The organism is Dyella silvatica (assembly GCF_026283955.1).
GTDB classification, from domain to species: domain Bacteria; phylum Pseudomonadota; class Gammaproteobacteria; order Xanthomonadales; family Rhodanobacteraceae; genus Dyella_C; species Dyella_C silvatica.
Genome location: NZ_JAPDPE010000007.1, coordinates 1 through 20,164, shown reverse-complemented (window position 1 = coordinate 20,164; position 20,164 = coordinate 1). Strand labels below are relative to the sequence as shown.

16 protein-coding genes, 2 tRNA genes and 1 pseudogene are annotated in these 20,164 nt (G+C 59.0%); 16 read left to right on the top strand and 3 right to left on the bottom strand.

Translation table 11 applies throughout. From position 1 onward, the window contains the following. Positions 1-47: 47 nt before the first annotated feature. Together OUZ52_RS02530 and OUZ52_RS02525 are read right to left on the bottom strand one after the other, a co-directional pair. Positions 48-123, bottom strand: a tRNA-Glu gene (locus OUZ52_RS02530). Positions 124-132: 9 nt separating this feature from the next. Next, a tRNA-Ala gene (locus OUZ52_RS02525) sits at positions 133-208 on the bottom strand. A gap of 178 nt (positions 209-386) precedes the next feature. On the opposite strand from OUZ52_RS02525, the gene OUZ52_RS02520 reads away from it, so the two are divergent. From OUZ52_RS02520 to OUZ52_RS02500, 5 genes are all read left to right on the top strand, one after another. Next, a complete protein-coding gene (locus tag OUZ52_RS02520; RefSeq protein ID WP_266156730.1) occupies positions 387-2,153 on the top strand; it encodes a cation:proton antiporter in 1,767 nt (588 codons plus the stop codon). A gap of 181 nt (positions 2,154-2,334) precedes the next feature. Further along, entirely contained in the window at positions 2,335-3,114 is a 780-nt protein-coding gene (locus OUZ52_RS02515; RefSeq protein ID WP_266156729.1) for an FKBP-type peptidyl-prolyl cis-trans isomerase, read from the top strand. 165 nt (positions 3,115-3,279) lie between these two features. Next, a complete protein-coding gene (locus OUZ52_RS02510) occupies positions 3,280-4,617 on the top strand; it encodes a UDP-glucose dehydrogenase family protein (protein ID WP_266156796.1) in 1,338 nt (445 codons plus the stop codon). Then, the gene (locus OUZ52_RS02505) at positions 4,614-4,838 is read left to right on the top strand and encodes a SlyX family protein (RefSeq protein ID WP_425493770.1); all 225 of its coding nucleotides are present in this window, start codon (positions 4,614-4,616) and stop codon (positions 4,836-4,838) included. Before OUZ52_RS02510 ends, OUZ52_RS02505 begins: the two co-directional genes overlap by 4 nt. A 42-nt stretch (positions 4,839-4,880) precedes the next feature. Beyond that, positions 4,881-5,471: a DUF2058 domain-containing protein gene (locus OUZ52_RS02500; protein ID WP_266156728.1), complete on the top strand. Its 591-nt coding sequence runs from the start codon at positions 4,881-4,883 to the stop codon at positions 5,469-5,471. Positions 5,472-5,550: 79 nt separating this feature from the next. On the opposite strand, the gene OUZ52_RS02495 is transcribed toward OUZ52_RS02500, so the two are convergent. Then, the gene (locus OUZ52_RS02495; protein WP_266156794.1) at positions 5,551-7,647 is read right to left on the bottom strand and encodes a 3-hydroxyacyl-CoA dehydrogenase NAD-binding domain-containing protein; all 2,097 of its coding nucleotides are present in this window, start codon (positions 7,645-7,647) and stop codon (positions 5,551-5,553) included. A 265-nt stretch (positions 7,648-7,912) separates the two neighbouring features. Here OUZ52_RS02495 and OUZ52_RS02490 point away from each other — a divergent pair, with 265 nt between their 5' ends. The 11 genes and pseudogenes from OUZ52_RS02490 to recO all read left to right on the top strand — a co-directional run bounded on the left by OUZ52_RS02490 (position 7,913) and on the right by recO (position 20,048). After that, positions 7,913-8,401, top strand: coding sequence for a hypothetical protein (locus OUZ52_RS02490; protein WP_266156727.1), 489 nt, complete (start codon positions 7,913-7,915; stop codon positions 8,399-8,401). Positions 8,402-8,409: 8 nt separating this feature from the next. Next, complete coding sequence (locus OUZ52_RS02485; RefSeq protein ID WP_266156726.1) at positions 8,410-10,956, top strand: putative bifunctional diguanylate cyclase/phosphodiesterase; 2,547 nt, start codon at positions 8,410-8,412, stop codon at positions 10,954-10,956. Positions 10,957-11,187: 231 nt separating this feature from the next. After that, positions 11,188-11,784: an RNA polymerase sigma factor RpoE gene (gene rpoE, locus OUZ52_RS02480; RefSeq protein ID WP_266156725.1), complete on the top strand. Its 597-nt coding sequence runs from the start codon at positions 11,188-11,190 to the stop codon at positions 11,782-11,784. Continuing rightward, positions 11,781-12,458, top strand: coding sequence for a sigma-E factor negative regulatory protein (locus OUZ52_RS02475; RefSeq protein WP_266156724.1), 678 nt, complete (start codon positions 11,781-11,783; stop codon positions 12,456-12,458). The genes rpoE and OUZ52_RS02475 overlap by 4 nt, the downstream gene beginning before the upstream one ends. Before the next feature lie 205 nt (positions 12,459-12,663). After that, positions 12,664-14,148 (top strand): Do family serine endopeptidase, encoded by a 1,485-nt coding sequence (locus OUZ52_RS02470; RefSeq protein WP_266156723.1) that lies wholly within the window; start codon positions 12,664-12,666, stop codon positions 14,146-14,148. 177 nt (positions 14,149-14,325) lie between these two features. Beyond that, a complete protein-coding gene (lepA, locus tag OUZ52_RS02465) occupies positions 14,326-16,116 on the top strand; it encodes a translation elongation factor 4 (protein WP_266156722.1) in 1,791 nt (596 codons plus the stop codon). Between the two features lie 114 nt (positions 16,117-16,230). Beyond that, positions 16,231-17,118, top strand: a complete 888-nt coding sequence (lepB, locus tag OUZ52_RS02460) for a signal peptidase I (protein ID WP_266156721.1) — start codon at positions 16,231-16,233, stop codon at positions 17,116-17,118. A 187-nt stretch (positions 17,119-17,305) separates the two neighbouring features. Further along, positions 17,306-17,683 carry a DUF4845 domain-containing protein gene (locus OUZ52_RS02455; protein WP_266156720.1) on the top strand — a complete coding sequence of 126 codons (378 nt, stop codon included), beginning with the start codon at positions 17,306-17,308 and terminating at the stop codon, positions 17,681-17,683. A gap of 15 nt (positions 17,684-17,698) precedes the next feature. Beyond that, on the top strand, positions 17,699-18,355 hold the full coding sequence (rnc, locus tag OUZ52_RS02450) for a ribonuclease III (protein ID WP_266156719.1): 657 nt from the start codon (positions 17,699-17,701) through the stop codon (positions 18,353-18,355). Next, positions 18,352-19,196, top strand: a pseudogene (gene era, locus OUZ52_RS02445) (GTPase Era). Before rnc ends, era begins: the two are co-directional and overlap by 4 nt. A gap of 99 nt (positions 19,197-19,295) precedes the next feature. Further along, entirely contained in the window at positions 19,296-20,048 is a 753-nt protein-coding gene (gene recO / locus OUZ52_RS02440) for a DNA repair protein RecO (RefSeq protein WP_266156718.1), read from the top strand. Positions 20,049-20,164 lie beyond the last annotated feature (116 nt).

Sequence of the window (20,164 nt, the reverse complement as noted above, 5' to 3'; positions counted from 1 at the left end):
TTCTCGAATCTTCCAATACTATGGCCGCGTTGCCTTGGCTGCAGTGTTGGCGTCCCCACGGGGATTCGAACCCCGGTCGCTACCGTGAAAGGGTAATGTCCTAGGCCTCTAGACGATGGGGACGTATTTTGTTGGTGGAGCCAGGCGGGATCGAACCGCCGACCTCCTGCATGCCATGCAGGCGCTCTCCCAGCTGAGCTATGGCCCCGCCTGCTGGAAGTCCGAAAGAATAAGAGGGGATCGCGATTCCGTCAAGCGTTCGTGACAAAAAATTTTCAAAAAAGTGTCGGGGCGCGATGCTGATCGGTGACTCTTTGCTGCGTTGAATGTCTGCGTTGGTGCGTAAGTGGCTGTTAGTCTTGCGATGCTCCCCGTTGGAATGCCTTATGCACGAGCTGCAATTTATCCAGGACCTTGCCACGGTCATGCTGGTGGCTGGTTTGACCACGGTCATTTTTCAGCGCCTGCGACAGCCGGTCGTGTTGGGCTACATCATCGCTGGCGTGTTGGTGGGGCCTTACACCCTGCCGGTGGTGTTCATCCATAACGAAATGACTATTCGCACCTTGTCCGAACTGGGCATGATCTTGCTGCTGTTCGCGCTAGGCCTGGAATTCAGCCTGAAAAAATTGCGCGAAGTGGGTGGTGCGGCACTCGTGGCCGCCATCTGCGAAATCGTGTTGATGTTATGGATTGGCTACGAAATCGGCCGCTTCTTCGGCTGGAAATCGATGGATGCCTTGTTTCTGGGCGCCATGCTGTCAATTTCCTCGACCACCATCATTCTCAAGGCCTTGAGTGATTTGAATCTCAAGCGCGAGCGCTTCGCGCAGGTGATGTTCGGTATTTTGATCATCGAGGATGTACTGGCCATCGTCTTGATGGCTTTGTTGACCGGTATTGCCAGCACCGGCGATCTAGAGGCTGGCGAGGCGATGAAGGTGATTGGCCGGCTGGCGCTGTTCATGGCCGTGTCGATGGTGGTCGGGCTGCTGCTGGTGCCGCGGGTGGTTGACTACATCGCTCGGGTCAGTCGTGATGACGTGCTGCTGGTTGCCGTGCTCGGTTTGTGTTTTGGCTTCTGCCTGCTTGTCACCGAAATGGGCTACAGCATTGCGCTGGGCGCCTTCATGATTGGCGCGATCGTTGGTGAGTCGGGGAGTGTCAAACGTATCGAGCGAATCATTGGCCCGCTGCGCGATATGTTCAGCGCAGTGTTCTTTGTGTCCATCGGCATGCTGATCGATCCTGGCGTGCTGCTGCAGTACGCGTGGCCGATTACCGTGGTAACCATCGCGGTGGTGCTGGGCAAAATAGTGACCTGCAGTTTCGGCATTTTCGTCGCCGGAAATGACGGGCGTACCTCGTTGCGGGTGGGCATGGGGCTGGCGCAGATCGGTGAGTTTTCATTCGTCATCGCCTCGCTGGGCCTGAGCCTGAAAGTGACCAGCGGCTTTCTCTATCCGGTGGCCGTGGCGGTGTCGGCGATCACCACCTTTCTTACCCCGTACTTGATCCGCTCGGCCGATCCACTGGCCGAAATGCTCGCTCGGCGCCTGCCCAGTGGTCTTACCGGCACGTTTGCGGCCTATACCGACTGGATGGGCAGCATCAGCTTCAAAGGGCAGGGGGCGGTGGTGATGAAGATGATCCGTCGCCTGGTTTGGCATGTCATCGTCAACATGATGCTGGTGGTGGCGGTCTTTCTCATCATGGCCTACGTGTATCGCCGCGGTTTTTTCCGCTGGGATGTCCTGGATGGTTATCCACTGGTTGCGCGAAGCGTAGCCTGGTCGCTCGCTGCACTTTTTTCGCTGCCGATGATCGTGGCGGCGTATCGCAAAGCGGCCGCCCTGGGCATGTTATTGGCCGAATTAAGCATACCTGGGCACATCGGCGGTTCACATAACGTTCGTATTCGTGGCGTTTTGGCACGGATTATTCCGTTGGCGGCGATGGCCGTGCTCGGGCTGCTGGTGGCGGCTTTGGCCTCAACCATCCTGCCGCCCAGAGAGGTTGCGGTCGTGTTGGTGATGATTGGCCTGGTGCTGACATGGCTGCTATGGCGAGTGCTGGTGCAGGTTCACGCGCGGCTGCAGGCTGCGTTGCGGGACACCCTGGACAAGGTCGAGCATCCGGATGGTCCGTATTGATTTTCACGGGCCAATCGTAAAAATCAGCGATTCTCGATTTCGTCACGAACCTTTGATATGAGTTCATGTCGAAGCGCTTGCTCGTTGCTAAGACAGGAAAGGCGCCGCACAATGCGCGTGCTGCCTCCATCGGGGAGGCCCGTCCGGTGGCACCGGGACATTCAATATGAGGGAGTTTCACATGAAGCATTTTCTGCGTCCCACGCTAACGGCGGCCGCATTGGCTGTGGCGCTGGGTATGACTGTTGGCGTGCACGCTCAGGCTGCCAAGGCCGGTGGCGCTGCTGCTGCAGGCACGGTTGACAAGAACAAAGCCAGCTATGTCGTTGGTTGGGATTTGGCCAGCTCGTTGCCGCCGATCGTGCGCGACGAAGTGGATCCGGCCATCGTTGGCAAGGCAGTGCAGTCTGCTCTCTCCGGCCAAAAGCCGACCATGAGCGAAGCCGAATACAAGTCGACGAAAGAAGCTTTCGTGTCCCAGCTGCAGGCCAAGGCCAAGGCTGAGTACACCCAGGTCTCCAGCAAGAACAAGAGCGAAGGCGACGCTTACCTGGCCAAGAACAAGTCCGCAGCGGGCGTGAAGACCACGGCTTCGGGCCTGCAGTACCAGGTGATCAGCCAGGGCACCGGCGCACGTCCGGGTCCGAACGACACGGTCCAGATCAACTACGTCGGTAGCTTCGTCAATGGCGAAGAGTTCGACAATTCGGCCAAGCACGAAGGTGGTGGTCCGGCTTCGATCCCGCTCGCTGGCGTGATCCCGGGTTTCCGTGAAGGCCTGCAGTTGATGCAGACCGGCGGCCACTACAAGTTGGTCATCCCGTCGAATATTGCTTACGGTGCCCAGCCGCAGAACGGCTTTCCGCCGAATGCGACGATCATTTTCGACGTGACCTTGGTCAAGACCGGCCCGACGCCAGCTGGCGGCGACCAGGCTGGTGCTGCAGGCGCCGGCAAGTAAGCCCATTCGGCTTAACGCTGGTCAGCTTCACTGTATAGGTATAGCGACGGGGCGCGAAGCGATTCGCGCCCCGTTTGTTTTGCAAGCGACACATACAAGCGCGATGCTTGCCGGCGTCGCCTGCTAAAATCCCCGGTTCTTGCTCATGAGACATTCTCCTCGATGATGAATATCACCGTTTTCGGCACCGGCTATGTGGGGCTGGTTACTGGTGCGTGCATGGCTGAAATGGGCAATCACGTGGTCTGTGTCGATATCGACCAGGCGAAGATCGAGCGCTTGAAACGAGGCGAAATCCCGATCTACGAGCCGGGGCTGGAGGCGATCGTCAAGCGAAATCACGCTAGCGGTCAGCTCGATTTCACTACGGATCCATTGCCCGCCATTGCTCATGGGCAAATCATTTTCATTGCCGTTGGTACGCCACCTGATGAGGATGGCAGTGCTGATTTGCAGTATGTGCTCGGTGTAGCCAAAAGCATTGGCCAGCACCTGGACTGCTACGCCGTGGTGGTGAACAAATCCACCGTGCCGGTAGGGACCGCCGATCGCGTAAGGAATGCCGTGGCGGCCGAGCTGGCGGCGCGAAGCGCAACGGTTGAATTCGACGTCGTGTCGAACCCCGAGTTTTTGAAAGAAGGTGATGCGGTCGAGGATTGCCTGCGTCCGGATCGGATCATCATCGGTAGCTCGAGTGAGCGAGCAGTGGGTATGTTGCGCAAGCTATACGCACCGTTCAATCGTAACCATGAACGCACCGTGGTGATGGATGAGCGTTCGGCTGAGCTGACCAAGTACGCGGCAAACGCCATGCTGGCGACCAAGATCAGCTTTATGAATGAGATTGCCAACATCGCCGAGCGGGTAGGCGCCGATGTGGAGCTGGTGCGGCAAGGTATCGGTTCCGACCCACGTATCGGCTACCACTTTATTTATCCAGGCGCGGGTTACGGTGGCTCCTGTTTCCCCAAGGACGTGCAGGCGCTGGAGCGTACGGCACGTGATGTGGGCTACAACGCGCGTTTGCTCAATGCGGTTGAGTCGGTCAATCACGATCAAAAAAGCAAATTGTTCGAGCTTATCTCGCGTCACCTTGACGGCCATCTTGCCGGTAAGACCGTGGCGCTATGGGGGTTGGCGTTCAAGCCGAACACCGACGATATGCGTGAGGCCTCCAGCCGTTATCTGATGGCGGCACTATGGGAGGCGGGGGCCAAGGTACGTGCTTTTGATCCGCAGGCCGCCGAAGAAACCCGGCGCCTTTATGCAGGACAGCCAAATTTGCAGTTGTGCGATAGCGCCTATCAGGCGCTGGAAGGCGCGGATGTGCTGGCGATCGTCACCGAGTGGAAAGCGTTCCGCAGTCCCGATTTCAACCGTATCCGCGCCGCCCTGGCCACCCCGGCTATTTTCGATGGACGCAATCTGTACGACCCGGCTCAGGTGGAAGAGGCCGGTCTGGCGTACTACGGCATCGGCCGTGGCCGCAGTTTGAGGGCTTGATCGTGTCCGAGCTGTCATTGGATCAACGTCTGACCGAGCTGGAAGTGCGGCTCACTTTCATCGACGATACGGTGAGTGCCTTGGCTAACGCCGATGCCGATCAATCACAGCGTATCGCCATGTTGGAGCGTTTGATTCACGATTTGCGAAACGAGCTTTCGTCGATGCGTTTGTCTCACGGGGACGACCCGCATAATGAGCCGCCGCCTCCACATTATTGATCTTTGTTCAACGCTACTATTTAACGCTAACGAGTTCCGACCATGGCCGAATCCCTGCGCGATCAACTGCTAAAAAGCGGTATCGTCAAACAGGTCACCGAGCAAAAACGCCCGCCGCATCAAGGAGGCAAGCCGCCATACAAAGGCAGCAAACCTCAGGGCGGCAACGGCAAGTCGCAGGGTGCCCGACCGCCTAATAAGGACCACGCTCCACGCAAAAGCCAGGACGAGATCGACCTGGCCAAGGCCTATGCGATCCGTGCCCAGACCGAAGCTGGCGAGCGTAAGCGCGCAGAGCAAGAGGCCGCCGAGCTGGCGCGAATCAAACGCGAGCGCAAGCAGAAGATTCATCAGTTGTTGCTCGGCAATGCTCTGAACAAGGCGGATGCCGATCAGGTTCGTCATTTTGAGTACGGCGGAAAGATCCGCCGTATGCATGTCGATACCGCCCAGTTGGCAGCGTTGACTGCGGGCGAACTTGGCGTGGTGCAGCAGGCCGGGCGCTACATGCTGGTCAGCCGGGAAATCGCCGAGCAGGTGCGCGATATTGATGCGCAGCAATTGGCGTTATTGGTCGAACCGGGCGCTGCCGGGGTGGGTGACGACGGTGTGCCGGACGATTTGATGTGGTGACACGCCGTACGTGGTGCAGGGTATGGCGCTAACGAAAACGCCCGGTTTAGACCGGGCGTTTTGTTTGCTCAGGATGCCGTCAGTGACTGTCGGATGATGTCGGTGGACGGGCAGGTAAATCGAAGCCGCTTTGTGTGAGCGCAGGGTGGTCCCATCCGCTTTTTGGCGAGAAGCGTTCGCCGTATCGTTGGGCCAGAGTCTCTAATTTGCTCTTGATGACGCTAACGCCCTCGGCGCGCAAATACTGGATCGGGCCGCCGCGGAATGGTGCGAAGCCAGTGCCGAAGATCACCCCGGCATCCAGTAGCTCGGCGTCATCAACGACGCCTTCATTGAGGCAGGCCACGGCCTCATTCACCATGGGCAGAATCATTCGGTCCTGCAAGTCGGGCGGCGTGACGTAATCCGGATCCACTTCGGGTTTCAGCGGCTTGCCTTCTTGCCATATGTACAAGCCCTGGCCGTCTTTCTTGCCACGCTTGCCGTTTTGCAGTTTGTCCTCCAGCCCCGCAGGCAATTCCAGGCCGAGGAAGGGGGCCAGTTCTTTACCCACCGAGGCGCAGACATCCAGGCCAACCGTGTCGGCTAGTTCGATCGGTCCCATCGGCATGCCGAACTTCTTTGCTTCCTTGTCCAGCACCGGGCCAGGCACACCTTCGCTGTACAGGCGGATAGCCTCAAGCAGATACGGCATCAGAATGCGATTGACCAGAAACCCAGGCGTGCCTTTAACCGCCACCGGCAATTTGCCCAGTGCCTTGCAGAAGGCCAATGCCCGTTTCTCGATCGCCGGATCCAGCTGATCGTGGCGCACCACTTCAACCAGCGGCATCTGTGCGACGGGGTTGAAAAAGTGCAGGCCCAGAAAGCGCTGTGGTGATGTCAGGCCGTGGCGCAACTCGTCGAGCGGGATGCTGGAGGTGTTGCTGGCAAGGATTTCTGTCGCCTGAAACTGCGGCTCGATGATGGCGTAGAGCGCGTGCTTGGCTTCAGCGTTTTCGAAAATAGCCTCGATCGCCAGATCTGCCGAGCTCACGCCGTTGCCGTCGACGTCTGCGCGTAGTCGGGCGACCGCGGCCTCGACTTTTACGGGCGCCTTGAGCTTCTTTTCGTATAGCTGTTGTGCACGATCAAGAGCGGGCTGAATGTATTTCATCTCGCGATCTTGCAGGGTGACCTGAAAGCCTTTCAGGGCGATCCATGCCGCAATATCGCCACCCATGACACCGGCGCCGACGACATGCACATGTTCGATGCCGTGTTCTGCGCCACTGCCTTGACCCTTCAGGCGTTCTTGTAGAAAAAACACCCGGATCAGGTTCTGCGCCGTACTGGTTTCGGCCAGCTTGGCGACGGAGCGTGCCTCCAGTTTCAGCCTTTGCTGGATGCTGGAGCCGCCTCGCCGCCACAGCTCGATCATGGCGAAGGGCGCGGGATAATGTTCTTTGCGCACTTTGGCGGCGGTCTGCTTAAGCACCATTGGCGCCAGCAGTTGACGTACCGGCCACAGATTGGTGGCCCAGGCTTTGGCGCGCAAAGCCAACGGACGTACCTGCGGGCGACGCAACAGGCTGCGAGCTTCGGCCAGTAACTCATTGGCTGCCGCGAGCCGGTCAACCACGCCCAGGGCCAACGCCCGCTTGGCAGACAGCGCTTTACCGGTAAGCATGACCGGTAAAGCATCGGTGGCGCCAATCAGCCTTGGCAGGCGTGCCGTACCACCCCAGCCCGGGTGAATGCCCAGCATGACTTCGGGCAGACCAATTCGGGTGTTGTCGTCATCTACCGCAATGCGTTGACGGCAAGCCAGGATCAGCTCGGTACCGCCACCCATGCAGGCGCCGTGTATCGCTGCGATCGTAGGGCAGGGCAGGCGCGCCAGCGCTTCGTACACGCGTTGACCGTTCTCGATGTTTTCGAGCACCGTGCCGTGTTTGGCGTATTCGACGAACTCTTTGACGTCGGCGCCTACGGCAAACCCGAACGGCTTGGCCGAGTGGATAAGTACCCCGGCCGGCTTCTCGATAGCCAGTCGCTCGACGATCTGGCCCAATTCGTCGAGCACGGCGCGCGAGATGGCATTGACGTTGCTTTCGGCCCGGTCAAGGGACAGGGTGACAATGCCACTGTCATCCAGGCTCGTTTTCCAGTGATTGAAGCGCAATCCTTCGAACATAGGGATATAAAGCGTGGCTGAGAATCGTTGCACCATACCTTCCCGTAGCGATGATTGCGAGACACTGGGCACCGGCGGCCCACTCATGAAAATTCTGTAAAAGTGAGATGCTATCCAGGACCGGCCGTCGGGCACACCTTGCCGTGTGGGCCTAATCGTTTCAGCTCTTGTGCACTGACGCATGGAATTGAGCGGTGATTAGCCCGAGGCTTGCATGCCGCTATTGTGATTCCCTGGAGAGTGCGTACTTTACGTCGCGATGGACATGACCCTAACCACTGCACCCATCCAGACCGGCGCCGAGATTTTCGAGAGCATCCTTGCTGCCCCCGGTAGCTTGGTGGTGCTTGAAGGGGGCGACTCCGAGGTGCTGATCGATCAGCTCAGAACATTGGTGCGGCATTCCGGGCAATCGGTTTATCTGTGGCAGCCGGAGATCGGGCTCGATAGCCTGCGAGAGGCCCACGCACGTGTGCCCGGCAGCCAGCGGCTGGGTCAGGTTCTACGTTTGGTGCAACAAAGTATCCATTTTGGTGTGTATTTGTTGCAGGGGCTGCAGCAACCGTTGCTTCCGGTCGACCTTAATTTGCTACGCCAATTGGCGCGGGTACAAACGGGGCACGTGCGCCGGGTCGTCTTGCTGGATGCCCCCGCCGGGCTCATCAATAGCCTGAGTGATGTGATTGTGCGGCTCGATTGTGCGCTCAAGCCAGAGCTGCGGCCGCGCTTGCGCGACGGCCGCTGGCTGCTCTGACGTCCTTGATGACGACCCATGCAGGCATTCTCGTGGTCGCTGCCCAGCGTGAGCTGCGCCGGGCGCTGTTCGAGATCATGGATCGGGAGGGGCACCTCACGGTTCATCTGGCTAAAGATGCGGCTCACGCAAGCGTCTTGTTGGACGGGCGGCCGCCGCTTTCGCTTATCGTCGTGGTGTTTGCCGGGAATGGCCGCGACGCACTGGCCAGTGTCGAGTCATTGCGGCGCCTGTCGGCATGTGCCGACGCACCGTTGATCGCCGTGCTGACAGCAGATGCCACGGTAAAACCAGCCCAGCTGCCCGCAGGGGTATTCGATTGGCTTCACGCTTCGCAAATCGATAGCGAGCTCATTGCGCGCTGGCGCTGGCTGCAGCGCACCGAGCCGCAGGCTGGGCAAGCCTCAACATCCGCGGCTGAGACCTGGGATTATCGATTCGCTTTCGAAGACATCGATAACGAATGGTTGATTGCCGACCCTGTGCGTGACCGGGTGCTTGAGTTGAGTCCGGCCTTGATTCGGCATAGCGGCTTGCCCGCCGCAGGCTTACTTGAGCTGCCGCTGCACGAAGTACTGCCTATCGACGATGGGGTAGCTACGCAGTCCCTGGTTGAAAATCCCCGGCATTGGCATGTTTGTCGCCGGCGCTCGGTGCACGGTTTCGATAGCGGTGAGGTCAGTGCAAGGCGGATACGTCACAGCGGCCGCGAGGCCGTGGCGATGGTCTTTCGTAGCGATCGCGCTTATGTGCGAGCGGAGGTGGCGCTGCCGCTGGTTGCACGTATCTTCGGTTCCAGCAACGACAACGATGGTCTGGCGACGACCGCGCATTTGCTCTACGAGGAACTGGGCCTGGATTATCTGGCTGTCTGGTTTGCCCGACCCGAAGATAGTGGTGCGCCAGCTCAACTAGTGCAGCTGTGGCGCGGCGCTGAGTTGGCTTGGCCTGGCCCTGGCCTGCAAAGTTCCTTGCGCCTGGTGCTGGCTGGTCAGGCCATGCTGCACCAGAGTGATGCCGGGCGCCTGGCGGCGGTGGACCCATTACTCGATCAGCTCAAGCTGAGTGGTTTTGCCGGCATTCCTCTTTTGGACGAGCGGCGCAGCGTGCTGGGGGCATTATTGGCAGGCAGTCGCCGGCCCTTTGGTGAGCTAAAGATTCTCGAGCCGGTCCTGCGCTGCGCGGCTGCCCGTTTCGCGCATGCGCTGGAGCTGCGCCGCACGCGAGAGCAAGGGCGCGCGGAGGGCCTGATCGACGCGCTCACCGGGTTGCCAAACCGTTTGTTGTTCAACGACCGCCTGGACATGGTCATCCGTGAGGCCAATCGCACGGGTGAGTGCTTTGCCATGTTGTTCGTCGACCTGGACCGCTTCAAGACGATTAACGACACGCTTGGGCACAGTATTGGCGATCAGGTGTTGGTGACCACGACGCAGCGCTTGCGCGGAAGCGTTCGCGCCTCCGATACGGTCGCCAGGTATGCCGGGGACGAGTTCATCGTGATCCTGCGGCATATCGTGAAAAGCGAAGACGTGCTGCGCATTGCTGAGAAAATCGTTCAAGTGATGGAGGCGCCTTTACGTATCGATGACGGTACCGAACTGCAAATTACCGCGTCGATCGGCGTCAGTTTTTTCCCCGACGACGCCACTGATGCGGAAACCCTACTCAAGCACGCCGATGAGGCGATGTACGCAGCCAAGAGTCTGGGGCGTAACAACTTCCAGATTTACGAGGTAAGTACCGAGCAGGCCCAGCAGCAGAATCTGGCGTTGAAATCTCGCCTGCGCCACGCTGAGCATAACGGCGAGTTGCGCGTGTTCTACCAGCCGCAGGTTGATGCAGTAAGCGAAGACATCGTCGGGATGGAGGCCCTGGTGCGCTGGGAGCACCCAGAACTGGGTTTTATCGGCCCGGGTTTTTTCATCCCCCTGGCGGAGGAAACCGGCCTGATCATCTCGATTGGCGAATGGGTGCTGCGCACCGCCTGTCGCCAGGCCGAGGCATGGGAGCGTCAGTTTGGCTTGCGTCTGCGCCTGGGCGTGAACCTGTCGGCGGTGCAGCTGATGCAATCCAATCTGCTGGAAATAGTCTCCAGAGTGCTGGACGAGACCGGGCTGGACGCCAATTTGCTGGAAATGGAAGTTACCGAAAGCATCAGCATCAAGGCGGCCCCCAATCTGGTCGAGAACCTGCAGGGGCTGCGGCGATTGGGTTGCCGCATCGCCATCGACGACTTCGGTACCGGTGCGGCTTCGTTGGATTATCTGCGCAAATTGCCGGCCGATCGGATCAAGATCGACCAAAGTTTCGTGCGCAATATTGGGGTAGACCCGGACGATGAGGCGATTGTCCGTACCACGATCGAGATGGCGCACCGGCTTAAGCGCGGTGTGGTAGCTGAAGGCGTGGAGATCGAACAGCACCTGCGCTTTCTTCAGGCCAACCATTGCGATGAGCTGCAGGGTTACCTTTTCTGCAGGCCGCTGCCCCCCCCAGGCTTCGAAAAACTCCTGTTTGAGCGCCAACGCTTACTTACCTCGACAGCGCCTTAAAGCGATTAGCGGCCGGCTTGCATCGCCGGCCCATGCCCGCATTTCTGCCACTTCAGGGGCTATGCAGGTCATTTGAGGTGCTGCTATTCATCTCGCAAGAAGCCGGCATGCCTTGCTCGAGCCAATGCTGGCTATGATGCTGAACTTGGAAGCGAGATGCTTGTCTGAGCACATCGTTCCCATCCAGCGGCATCCAAGCGAGTGATAGAAGTTACGAAGGAGATGGCCCGGATGGGCGAGAACGAACTGGATCGCGCATTGGTCGAGCGTGTCCAAAACGGGGACAAACGGGCTTTTGATCTTTTGGTGCGCAAGTACCAGCACAAGATCATTGCCCTGATCTCGCGTTATGTGAACAGCTATGCGGAATGTGAAGACATCGCGCAAGAGGCCTTTGTGCGCGCCTGGCGGGCAATCGGCTCGTTCCGCGGCGAGAGTGCGTTCTATACCTGGATGTATAAGATCGCCGTGAACACGGCAAAAAATCACCTGGTGGCGATGGGGCGCCGCCCACCCACCGGCGACATCGATGTCGAAGATGCTGTTTTCGTGCCAGGTGCCGAGCGGATGTACGAAAGCGCCACCCCTGAACGTGAATTAATGCGGCAACAGATTGAACAAACCGTATTTGCCACTGTCCAAGCCCTGCCTGAAGAACTACGGACGGCAATTACGCTGCGCGAAGTGGACGGACTGAGTTACGAAGAGATCGCAGAAGCGATGTCTTGCCCTATAGGCACGGTGCGTTCACGTATTTTTCGCGCACGCGAGGCCATTGATGAGAAGCTGCGGCCGATGCTGTCGGACCGCGAGGATCGGACACCATGACTGAAGCCCATCGCGAAAACCTTTCCGCCGCTATGGACGGCGAACTATCCGCCGAGCAACTGCGTTTCCTCTTGCGCCGGTTGGACCACGACAAGCCGCAGCAGCAGGCCTGGGCTCGTTATCACGTGGCTCGTGACGGCTTGCGCCGGGAGCTGCCGCCGCTGGCTTCAGCTGGATTCGCCGCTAGCGTCATGGCTGCAATTGAACTAGAAAGCGGCGTTGCCCAGCCAGCCGCACGCAGGCATTGGCTGCGCTGGTCAGCCGGTGGCGCCATTGCCGCCAGTGTGGCGGTTGCCGCCCTGATGGTCGCTCAGCCGGCAGGGCCGGATGCAGATCGCTCCATGCCTTCGGTTGCAGCCAACAGTCAGGGGATGACCACGGCCTCTGGATCCGTTGTCCAACACAGCCCAGCTTCGGCGCCGCCCTGGTTGAGCAGCTATACCTCTTTGCCCTCGCAGCTCAGTCAGCCGGCCTCGGCTACCCTGGACGGCAGCGATGGCACGCAACTTTTCTCGCCCAATAATTTGTCGCCGTACCAGTTGTCGCCAAAATTTGGGCAGCGCCCTCGCACCATTAACAATGGCGATGGCAGCTACCTGTTGTTGATTCACCCGGATCAATCAACGGTGCCGAACCCCTCGCAACAACGGGTACCCGCTAGCGCCGCCCAATGACCTGAGTTTTGTATCAGGTGCTTTGAATGCGTACGGGCATCCTTGTGTACCAGCCAAGTTGACGCGTGCTTTTTGCGCAAACAGTTTCACTTGGAAAACATGCCTTGGATTCGATCCTTGGCTTCTTAGTCAAATACCTCATCGCGCCCGGTACTCATCGTGGGTCGGACGCGGTGTGTCCGATAACCCGAGGAGGAGATAAATCATGAGTCGACCCATGTTGCGTACCTTGGCTTGTTGCGCACTGGTGAGTCTTGCAGCCGCTGGTGGGGTGCAGGCGCAGAATGCTCCGGCCATGTCCGGCTTGCCAGATTTCACTGGTATTGTGCAGACGAATGCGCCTGCGGTAGTCCATGTCGAAGGCAAATACACTGGCAAGCCAGCACGCAAAAATCGTGCGACTACGCAAAGGTCGATGCCGGGCATGCCGGACGACGATGCGCAAATGGATATGTTTCGGCGCTTCTTCGGTATGCCGACGATGCCCTCGCCCGAGGAGCAGGCCCGGACCTCGCTGGGGTCGGGTTTTATCATCTCCAGCGATGGTTACATCCTGACCAATACACATGTGGTCGATGGCGCCGATACGGTAACGGTACGACTGCAAGACCGGCGCACACTGACGGCCAAGGTGGTCGGCAGCGACCCGCAATACGATATCGCGCTGCTCAAGGTGGACGCCGGCGGCAACCTGCCGGCGGTAAGCATTGGCGACTCCCGTGGGCTGAAGCCGGGGCAATGGGTGCTGGCCATTGGCTCGCCCTTCGGTTTCGACTACACCGTGACCCAGGGCATCGTGAGTGCGGTGGGACGCAACCTGGGTAGCCAGGATCAACCCTATACATCATTTATCCAGACCGACGTTCCGATCAATCGGGGCAATTCCGGTGGCCCGCTATTTGATTTGCAGGGCAAGGTGGTTGGCGTCAACTCACAGATTTACTCCAACACCGGCGGTTACCTCGGCGTGGCCTTTTCGATCCCCATCGATGTGGCCATGAACGTGGTCAAGCAAATCAAGGGTAAGGGCTATGTTTCGCGCGGCATGCTGGGTGTGTCCGTGCAGCCACTTACCGATGACGCGGTTAAGGCGCTCAAGTTAGGCGACAGCAATGGCGCTATTGTGGCCGAGGTGACTCCGGGTGGTGCGGCAGAAAAGGCCGGCATCAAACGCGGTGACATCATTCTTGCGTACAACGGGCAGAGCATTAATCAGTCCGTGGATCTGCCTCCACTGGTCGGCATAACCCCGCCAGGTAGCAAGGCCACTGTACAAATTTTGCGCGATGGCAAAAAGCAGGATGTTGGCGTCACGATCAGCGAGATGCCGCGCGATAAGAGTGCCTTGCTTGCCGACAGCGGCAGTGGGCAGCCCGCGGCCCATGGCGGTTCCAGCGCCTTAGGGATCACGGTGCAAGATCTAGACGGCGACGCGCGCCAGCAAGCGGGCCTGAAGCCAGGTGAGGGCGTGGGTATCGCCAATATCACCGGTGGGGTGGCAGCCAAGGCAGGGCTGCGCCCGGGCGATGTGATTCAGATGGTCAACCAGCGACCGGTAGGCAGTGCCTCTGCCTTTCACGATGCAACCAAGGGTCTGAAAGCTGGCGATACGGTGCTATTGCTCGTGCGCCGTGGCGATCAGAGCAGTTTTATCGGCCTGACCACCCCTGACGATAAGCAAGACAATTGATTCGGCGGCTGGTCGGAGGTCAGTTCCCGACGGGAGCTGACCTCCTCTGGCGGTAGCTTGGGTGACGCCATCCCCGAGCTTCAGCCTTTCCCTGCGATAATGCTCAGTTCGTATCGCCATCCCGGCGATACGCTGCCTGCGTACCGCGCATGGCGGTAAACGCAGCCAGCGTAGTCCATGGAACTGATCCGTAACTTCTCCATCATTGCCCATATCGATCACGGCAAGTCCACCTTGGCCGACCGCATCATCCAGATCTGCGGCGGTTTGAGCGAGCGCGAGATGGAGGCACAGGTGCTCGACAATAATCCGATCGAGCGCGAGCGTGGCATCACCATCAAAGCCCAGTCGGTATCGCTGCCGTATACGGCGCGTGACGGCAAAACCTATCAACTGAATTTCATCGACACCCCGGGCCATGTCGATTTTTCCTACGAAGTCAGCCGCTCGCTCGCTGCCTGTGAGGGCGCGTTGCTGGTAGTCGATGCCGCTCAGGGCGTTGAAGCCCAATCGGTCGCCAACTGCTACACCGCGGTAGAGCAGGGCCTGGAAGTGGTGCCGGTGCTTAACAAGATCGACTTGCCGACCGCTGATCCAGAGAAGGTCAAGGGCGAGATTGAGGCGGTCATTGGTATCGACGCCACTGATGCTGTGTCAGTCAGCGCCAAAACCGGGCTGAATGTAGTCGAGGTGCTGGAGGCCATCATTGCGCGCAGTCCGCCGCCCAAGCCGCGCGATACCGATCGTCTGCAAGCGCTGATTATCGACTCCTGGTTCGACAATTATCTCGGCGTGGTTTCGCTGGTACGCATCATGCAGGGCGAGATCAAGCCCGGCGACAAGCTGTTGGTGATGTCCACCGGACGCACCCATGAAGTCAGCGACGTCGGTGTATTCACGCCCAAGCGTAAAAAACTTGACCGGCTGGGGCCCGGCGAGGTGGGCTGGATCAACGCCTCGATCAAGGATGTTCATGGCGCGCCGGTGGGCGATACGCTGACCCAGGCCAGCAAGCCAGCCGATAAGCCGCTCCCCGGCTTTCAGCATATGCAGCCACGTGTCTTCGCCGGCTTGTTCCCGGTGTCCGCAGACGATTACCCAGCCTTGCGCGAGGCACTGGATAAGCTGCGCTTGAACGACGCGGCGTTGTTCTTCGAGCCGGAAAGCTCCGAGGCCATGGGTTTCGGCTTTCGCTGCGGCTTTCTCGGCATGCTGCATATGGAAATCGTGCAGGAGCGACTGGAGCGGGAATACGACCTCGATCTGATCACCACCGCCCCGACCGTGGTCTACGAAGTGCTGAAGACCGACGGCTCGATCCTGATGATGGATAACCCGGCCAAGTTGCCGACATCACCGCAAGTGCAGGAGATTCGCGAGCCGATCATCGTCGCCAACATCCTCACGCCGCCGGATTACATCGGCAACATCATCACCTTGTGTGAAGAAAAGCGTGGCGTACAGCGTTCGATCCAATACCTGGCGACCCAGGTGCAGATCAGCTACGAGATGCCCTTGGCCGAAGTGGTGCTCGATTTCTTCGATCGGTTGAAATCGGTTTCGCGTGGCTATGCCTCGATGGATTACCACTTCGAGCGGTTTGAAGCAGGTCCGTTCGTGCGTACCGATGTGCTTATCAATGGCGACCGTGTCGATGCCCTAAGCCTGATTGTGCATCGTAGTCACGCTGATCGCCGTGGCCGCGACCTGGTCGAGCGGATGAAAGATCTGATCCCGCGTCAGCAATTCGATGTGGCGATCCAGGCCGCTATCGGTGCCCAGGTCATCGCCCGCTCCACTGTGAAGGCGCTGCGCAAGAACGTGCTGGCCAAGTGCTATGGCGGCGATATCAGCCGTAAAAAGAAATTGCTAGAAAAGCAAAAAGAAGGCAAAAAGCGCATGAAGCAGGTCGGCCGTGTGGAGATCCCGCAGGAAGCCTTCCTTGCTGTGTTGAAAGTAGACAAATAAGGCAGGATCAAGGAAGAGAGCGTGGAGAATGGTTAAAGTAACCTTGCAGCGGGTTACTGGCTTTTTTCATTCTGTACTTTCCATTCGTCATTCCCTGCTTCACTAGGAGCAAGTATGGATTTCGATTTTTCGGCGATATTGCTCGGCCTCACCGTATTGTTCGGTGTGGTTTGGGCGTTGGATCGCCTGTTTTTTTACAAGGCGCGCAAGGCCAAGGCGGTAGCGGCTGGGCAAGAAGTCGGCGAACCCGTGGCGGTGGACTGGGCTCGTTCGCTGTTTCCGGTGATGTTGGCGGTACTGCTGTTGCGCTCTTTTGTCGCAGAGCCGTTTCGTATTCCATCCGGCTCGATGATGCCGACCCTGGACGTGGGCGATTTCATCCTGGTGAACAAGTTTGCCTATGGTTTGCGCGTGCCTGCGTTCAATAACAAGATCATCAGCCTGGGCGAGCCCAAGCGCGGTGACGTGGTGGTATTCCGCTTTCCGGGCTATATCTGCACGGATGGCGGCAAGCAGGTACGCAGCGGCGATCAAAGCTGCGCCGATCCCCATGCCCCCGTGCCGAACCAGAACTGGATCAAGCGAATCATCGGCTTGCCCGGTGACCACGTAGAAATGCACGGTGATCAGCTGCTTATCAATGGCGAGCCGGTGAATGCCGATGAGGTTGGCCCTTATGTGGGTAATCCGAAGCGTGACGAATCGCGTCTGATGCTGGATATGGGCGCCACCGTATGGAACGAGCACCTGGGCACGGTCAACCACCTGACCGCGCGCATGCCGGCCTACACCACGCCACCACCGATCCCCAATCAGCGGGTGCCCTCGGAGGTGCCGGCAGGCTGTTATCTGGTGATGGGTGATAACCGCTACAACAGCACCGACAGCCGCTGGTGGGGTTGCATGCCGGAAGAGAATCTTGCCGGTAAGGCGTTCCTGATCTGGATGAGCTTGAATGGCAGCGGGATTGCCTATGACCGTATTGGCCGGGTCATTCATTAAGGCAATAAAGCAGGTCACGGATGTTGCGATCCGTGACCTGGTGGATGGCAGTATCGATAGCCGCTAGGCAGAGTACGCGGCGGCGGTTGTGCTGGCCGGGGGAGCGTTGTTCCGGCGGTGCAACCAGCCATAGACAAAGACAGATAACGGGCGGTGAAACACCGCCTAGAACCATAGCGAGGGGACTATGAAAGCGAAGCAATCGGGCATCACGTTAATCGGTTTTTTGTTTGTGTTGGCGATTGCAGGCTTTTTTGCCTACATGGTCATGAAATTGCTGCCGCCCTACACTGAATTCATGGGCGTGAGCAAAGCCATGACCCAGCTGGCGACGGAAGGGGTGGAAGGTAAGTCACTGGAAGACGTCCGTCGCGATTTGATGCGCAAACTGGATTTCCAGTACGCCGACGGCGCCGTGCAACCCAAGGACATCACCATCAAGCGCGCCGGCAATGCCGCGCAGTTGAACGTGACTTACGAAAAGCGCGTACCGTTCCTCTACAACATCGATTTCCTGCTGCATTTTGAAAAGAGCGTGACGTTGCAAGGCAACTTGGCTCAATAGACTTAGGCTGACAGTTTGACGAGACTTACATACCGCTTTCGTGATGCATCACTGGCCCAGCTGGCGCTTACACACCGCAGTGCCGGCAAGCCAAATAACGAGCGGCTGGAATTCCTTGGCGACGCACTGCTTGGTGTAGTCGTCGCCGAATTGCTTTACGAAGTACATCCCAATGCCAGTGAGGGCGAGTTATCGCGACTGCGCGCGCAGCTGGTCAATGGTCAGGCCTTGGCGGTTATTGCTCGCGAACTAGAGCTGGGCGATGAGTTGAAATTAGGTCCTGGCGAGTTGAAAAGCGGTGGATTTCGCCGCGATTCGATTCTTGCGGACGCCTTCGAAGCGGTCGTCGCCGCGGTCTATATGGATGGTGGTTTCGCCGCTTGCCGCGAAACGGTGCGAAACTTGTTCGAGCCGCGCATTGCCGCGATACCTCGTTCGTCCAAGGACGCAAAAACCCGGTTGCAGGAGTGGTTGCAGGCGCGTGGATTGCCGTTGCCGCTTTACGAACTGAAAGATAGCCGTGGCGAAGATCACGCCAAGACCTTCGACGTCTCCTGCGAGATTGTCGAGCCGATGCCCATCCACGCCCAAGGCCATAGCGGCAGTCGCCGCGCCGCCGAACAAGACGCCGCTGAAATCGTGTTGCGTCAATTGCAGGAACTGAAAAAATGAATGACAACGACGACATCAGCCTGGAAGGCACCGGTGCGCTACCCTTGCCGCACGATGACTTCCGCTGTGGCCTGGTCGCCTTGGCCGGCCGCCCGAATGTAGGCAAGTCGACCTTGCTCAATGCATTGATCGGCTTCCGCTTATCCATCGTAAGCCCACGGCCGCAGACGACCCGCCACCGTATTCTCGGCATCGCCACCAATGAGGCTGGGCAGATTCTCTATGTCGACACGCCAGGCCTGCACCGAGGGGCCAAGCGGGCGATGAACCGCAGCCTCAACCGAGCGGCTCGTTCGGCGATCAGCGAAGTGGATCTGGCGGTGCAGGTGATCGAGTCCGGTCGTTGGACGGATGAAGACGAGGCACTTTACGATGCCTTGGTCGAGCAGAAAACGCCGCGCTTATTGGTAATCAACAAGGTTGATCTGACCAAGGACAAAACGGTAATGCTGCCGTTTGTCGCCGACCTGGTCGCCAAGCACAGTTTTGACGAGATCTACTACGTCAGCGCGCTTAAGCAAAAAGGCCTGAAAGAGCTGGAGAAGGGCATTCTCAGCCGCTTGCCGGTGCAGCCGCCGGTCTATGGCGATGATGAGGTAACCGATCGCAGCGAGCGATTCCTGGCCGCAGAAATGGTCCGCGAGCAATTGATGCTGCGGCTGGATCAGGAGTTGCCTTACGCCACCACCGTCGAAATCGAACAGTTCACCGATCGTGACGATGGCATCGCTGAAATCCATGCATGTTCGAACGCAAGGTTTTCTTGAAGCTGTGGGTCAAAGTACGCGAGGGCTGGGTCGACGACGAGTCCATGCTGAAGAAGTTTGGCTATACGGACTGAGTGCGCAGAATAGGGCGCGCGGAGAAGGCCACCCGTGGCTGTTAACGTGTAAGGCAGGCTCAGCGCCAACTTTCCTCACTCTGGTGTCTCCTCCACGACATGCGCCTCGAACAGCAACCTGCCTACGTGCTGCATGCGCGGCCTTACCGCGAAACCTCGCTGCTACTTGAATGCCTCACCCGCGATCATGGCCGCTTGGGTGTCGTGGCGCGTGGCGTACGCCGCGAGCGATCGCGGTTGCAGCGTTCGCAACTGGAACCGTTTCAGCCGCTGGCGCTGGATCTGCTCTTGCGTGGCGAGCTGGCCACGCTGCTAAGCGCAGAGACCATCGCGATGCCGCCGCGGCTTCTGGGTGATGCGGGCCTGGCCGGGCTTTATCTCAACGAACTGGTGGTGCGCCTGACTGGGCGCCAGGATCCGCATCCTGAGTTGTTCACTGCCTATGCGCAAACCCTGCCCAGGCTGGCCTCGCGTGAATCGCTGGCCTGGAGCCTGCGGCGGTTTGAGCGCGACTTGCTAGAGGCACTTGGCTACGGCCTGCAACTAGAGATCGAGGCCGAAACGGGTGACCCGCTGGCGCCGGGACAGTTTTATCGTTACCAGGTCGAGCAGGGCGCGGTGCCATGTGCTGCCAGTGCGCCGCCTGCCTCGCGCGGCAGCGACCTGCTTGCCCTGGCGCAGGATAGGATGCCGGACGCCGCTGGCCTTGCCGCGTTACGCAACATGATGCGCGAGGTGATTCGGTTTCATCTGGGTGGCGCCGAACTACGCGCTTGGCGCGTCCTGGCGGTCGCCATGTCATCCAGAAAAGGCAACGGTCAGAAGCCGGGCGGTGGGTCGCCTGCTGGCTGACCCCGCGCATCCGGGCATCGTTCTAGCTCTCTTTTCCCTTCAGTGCGTCGATGGTGGCGAGCAGTACGGATCGAAAACGCTGGATCGGGGCTTGAAGGTCCGCATGATCGCGCTTT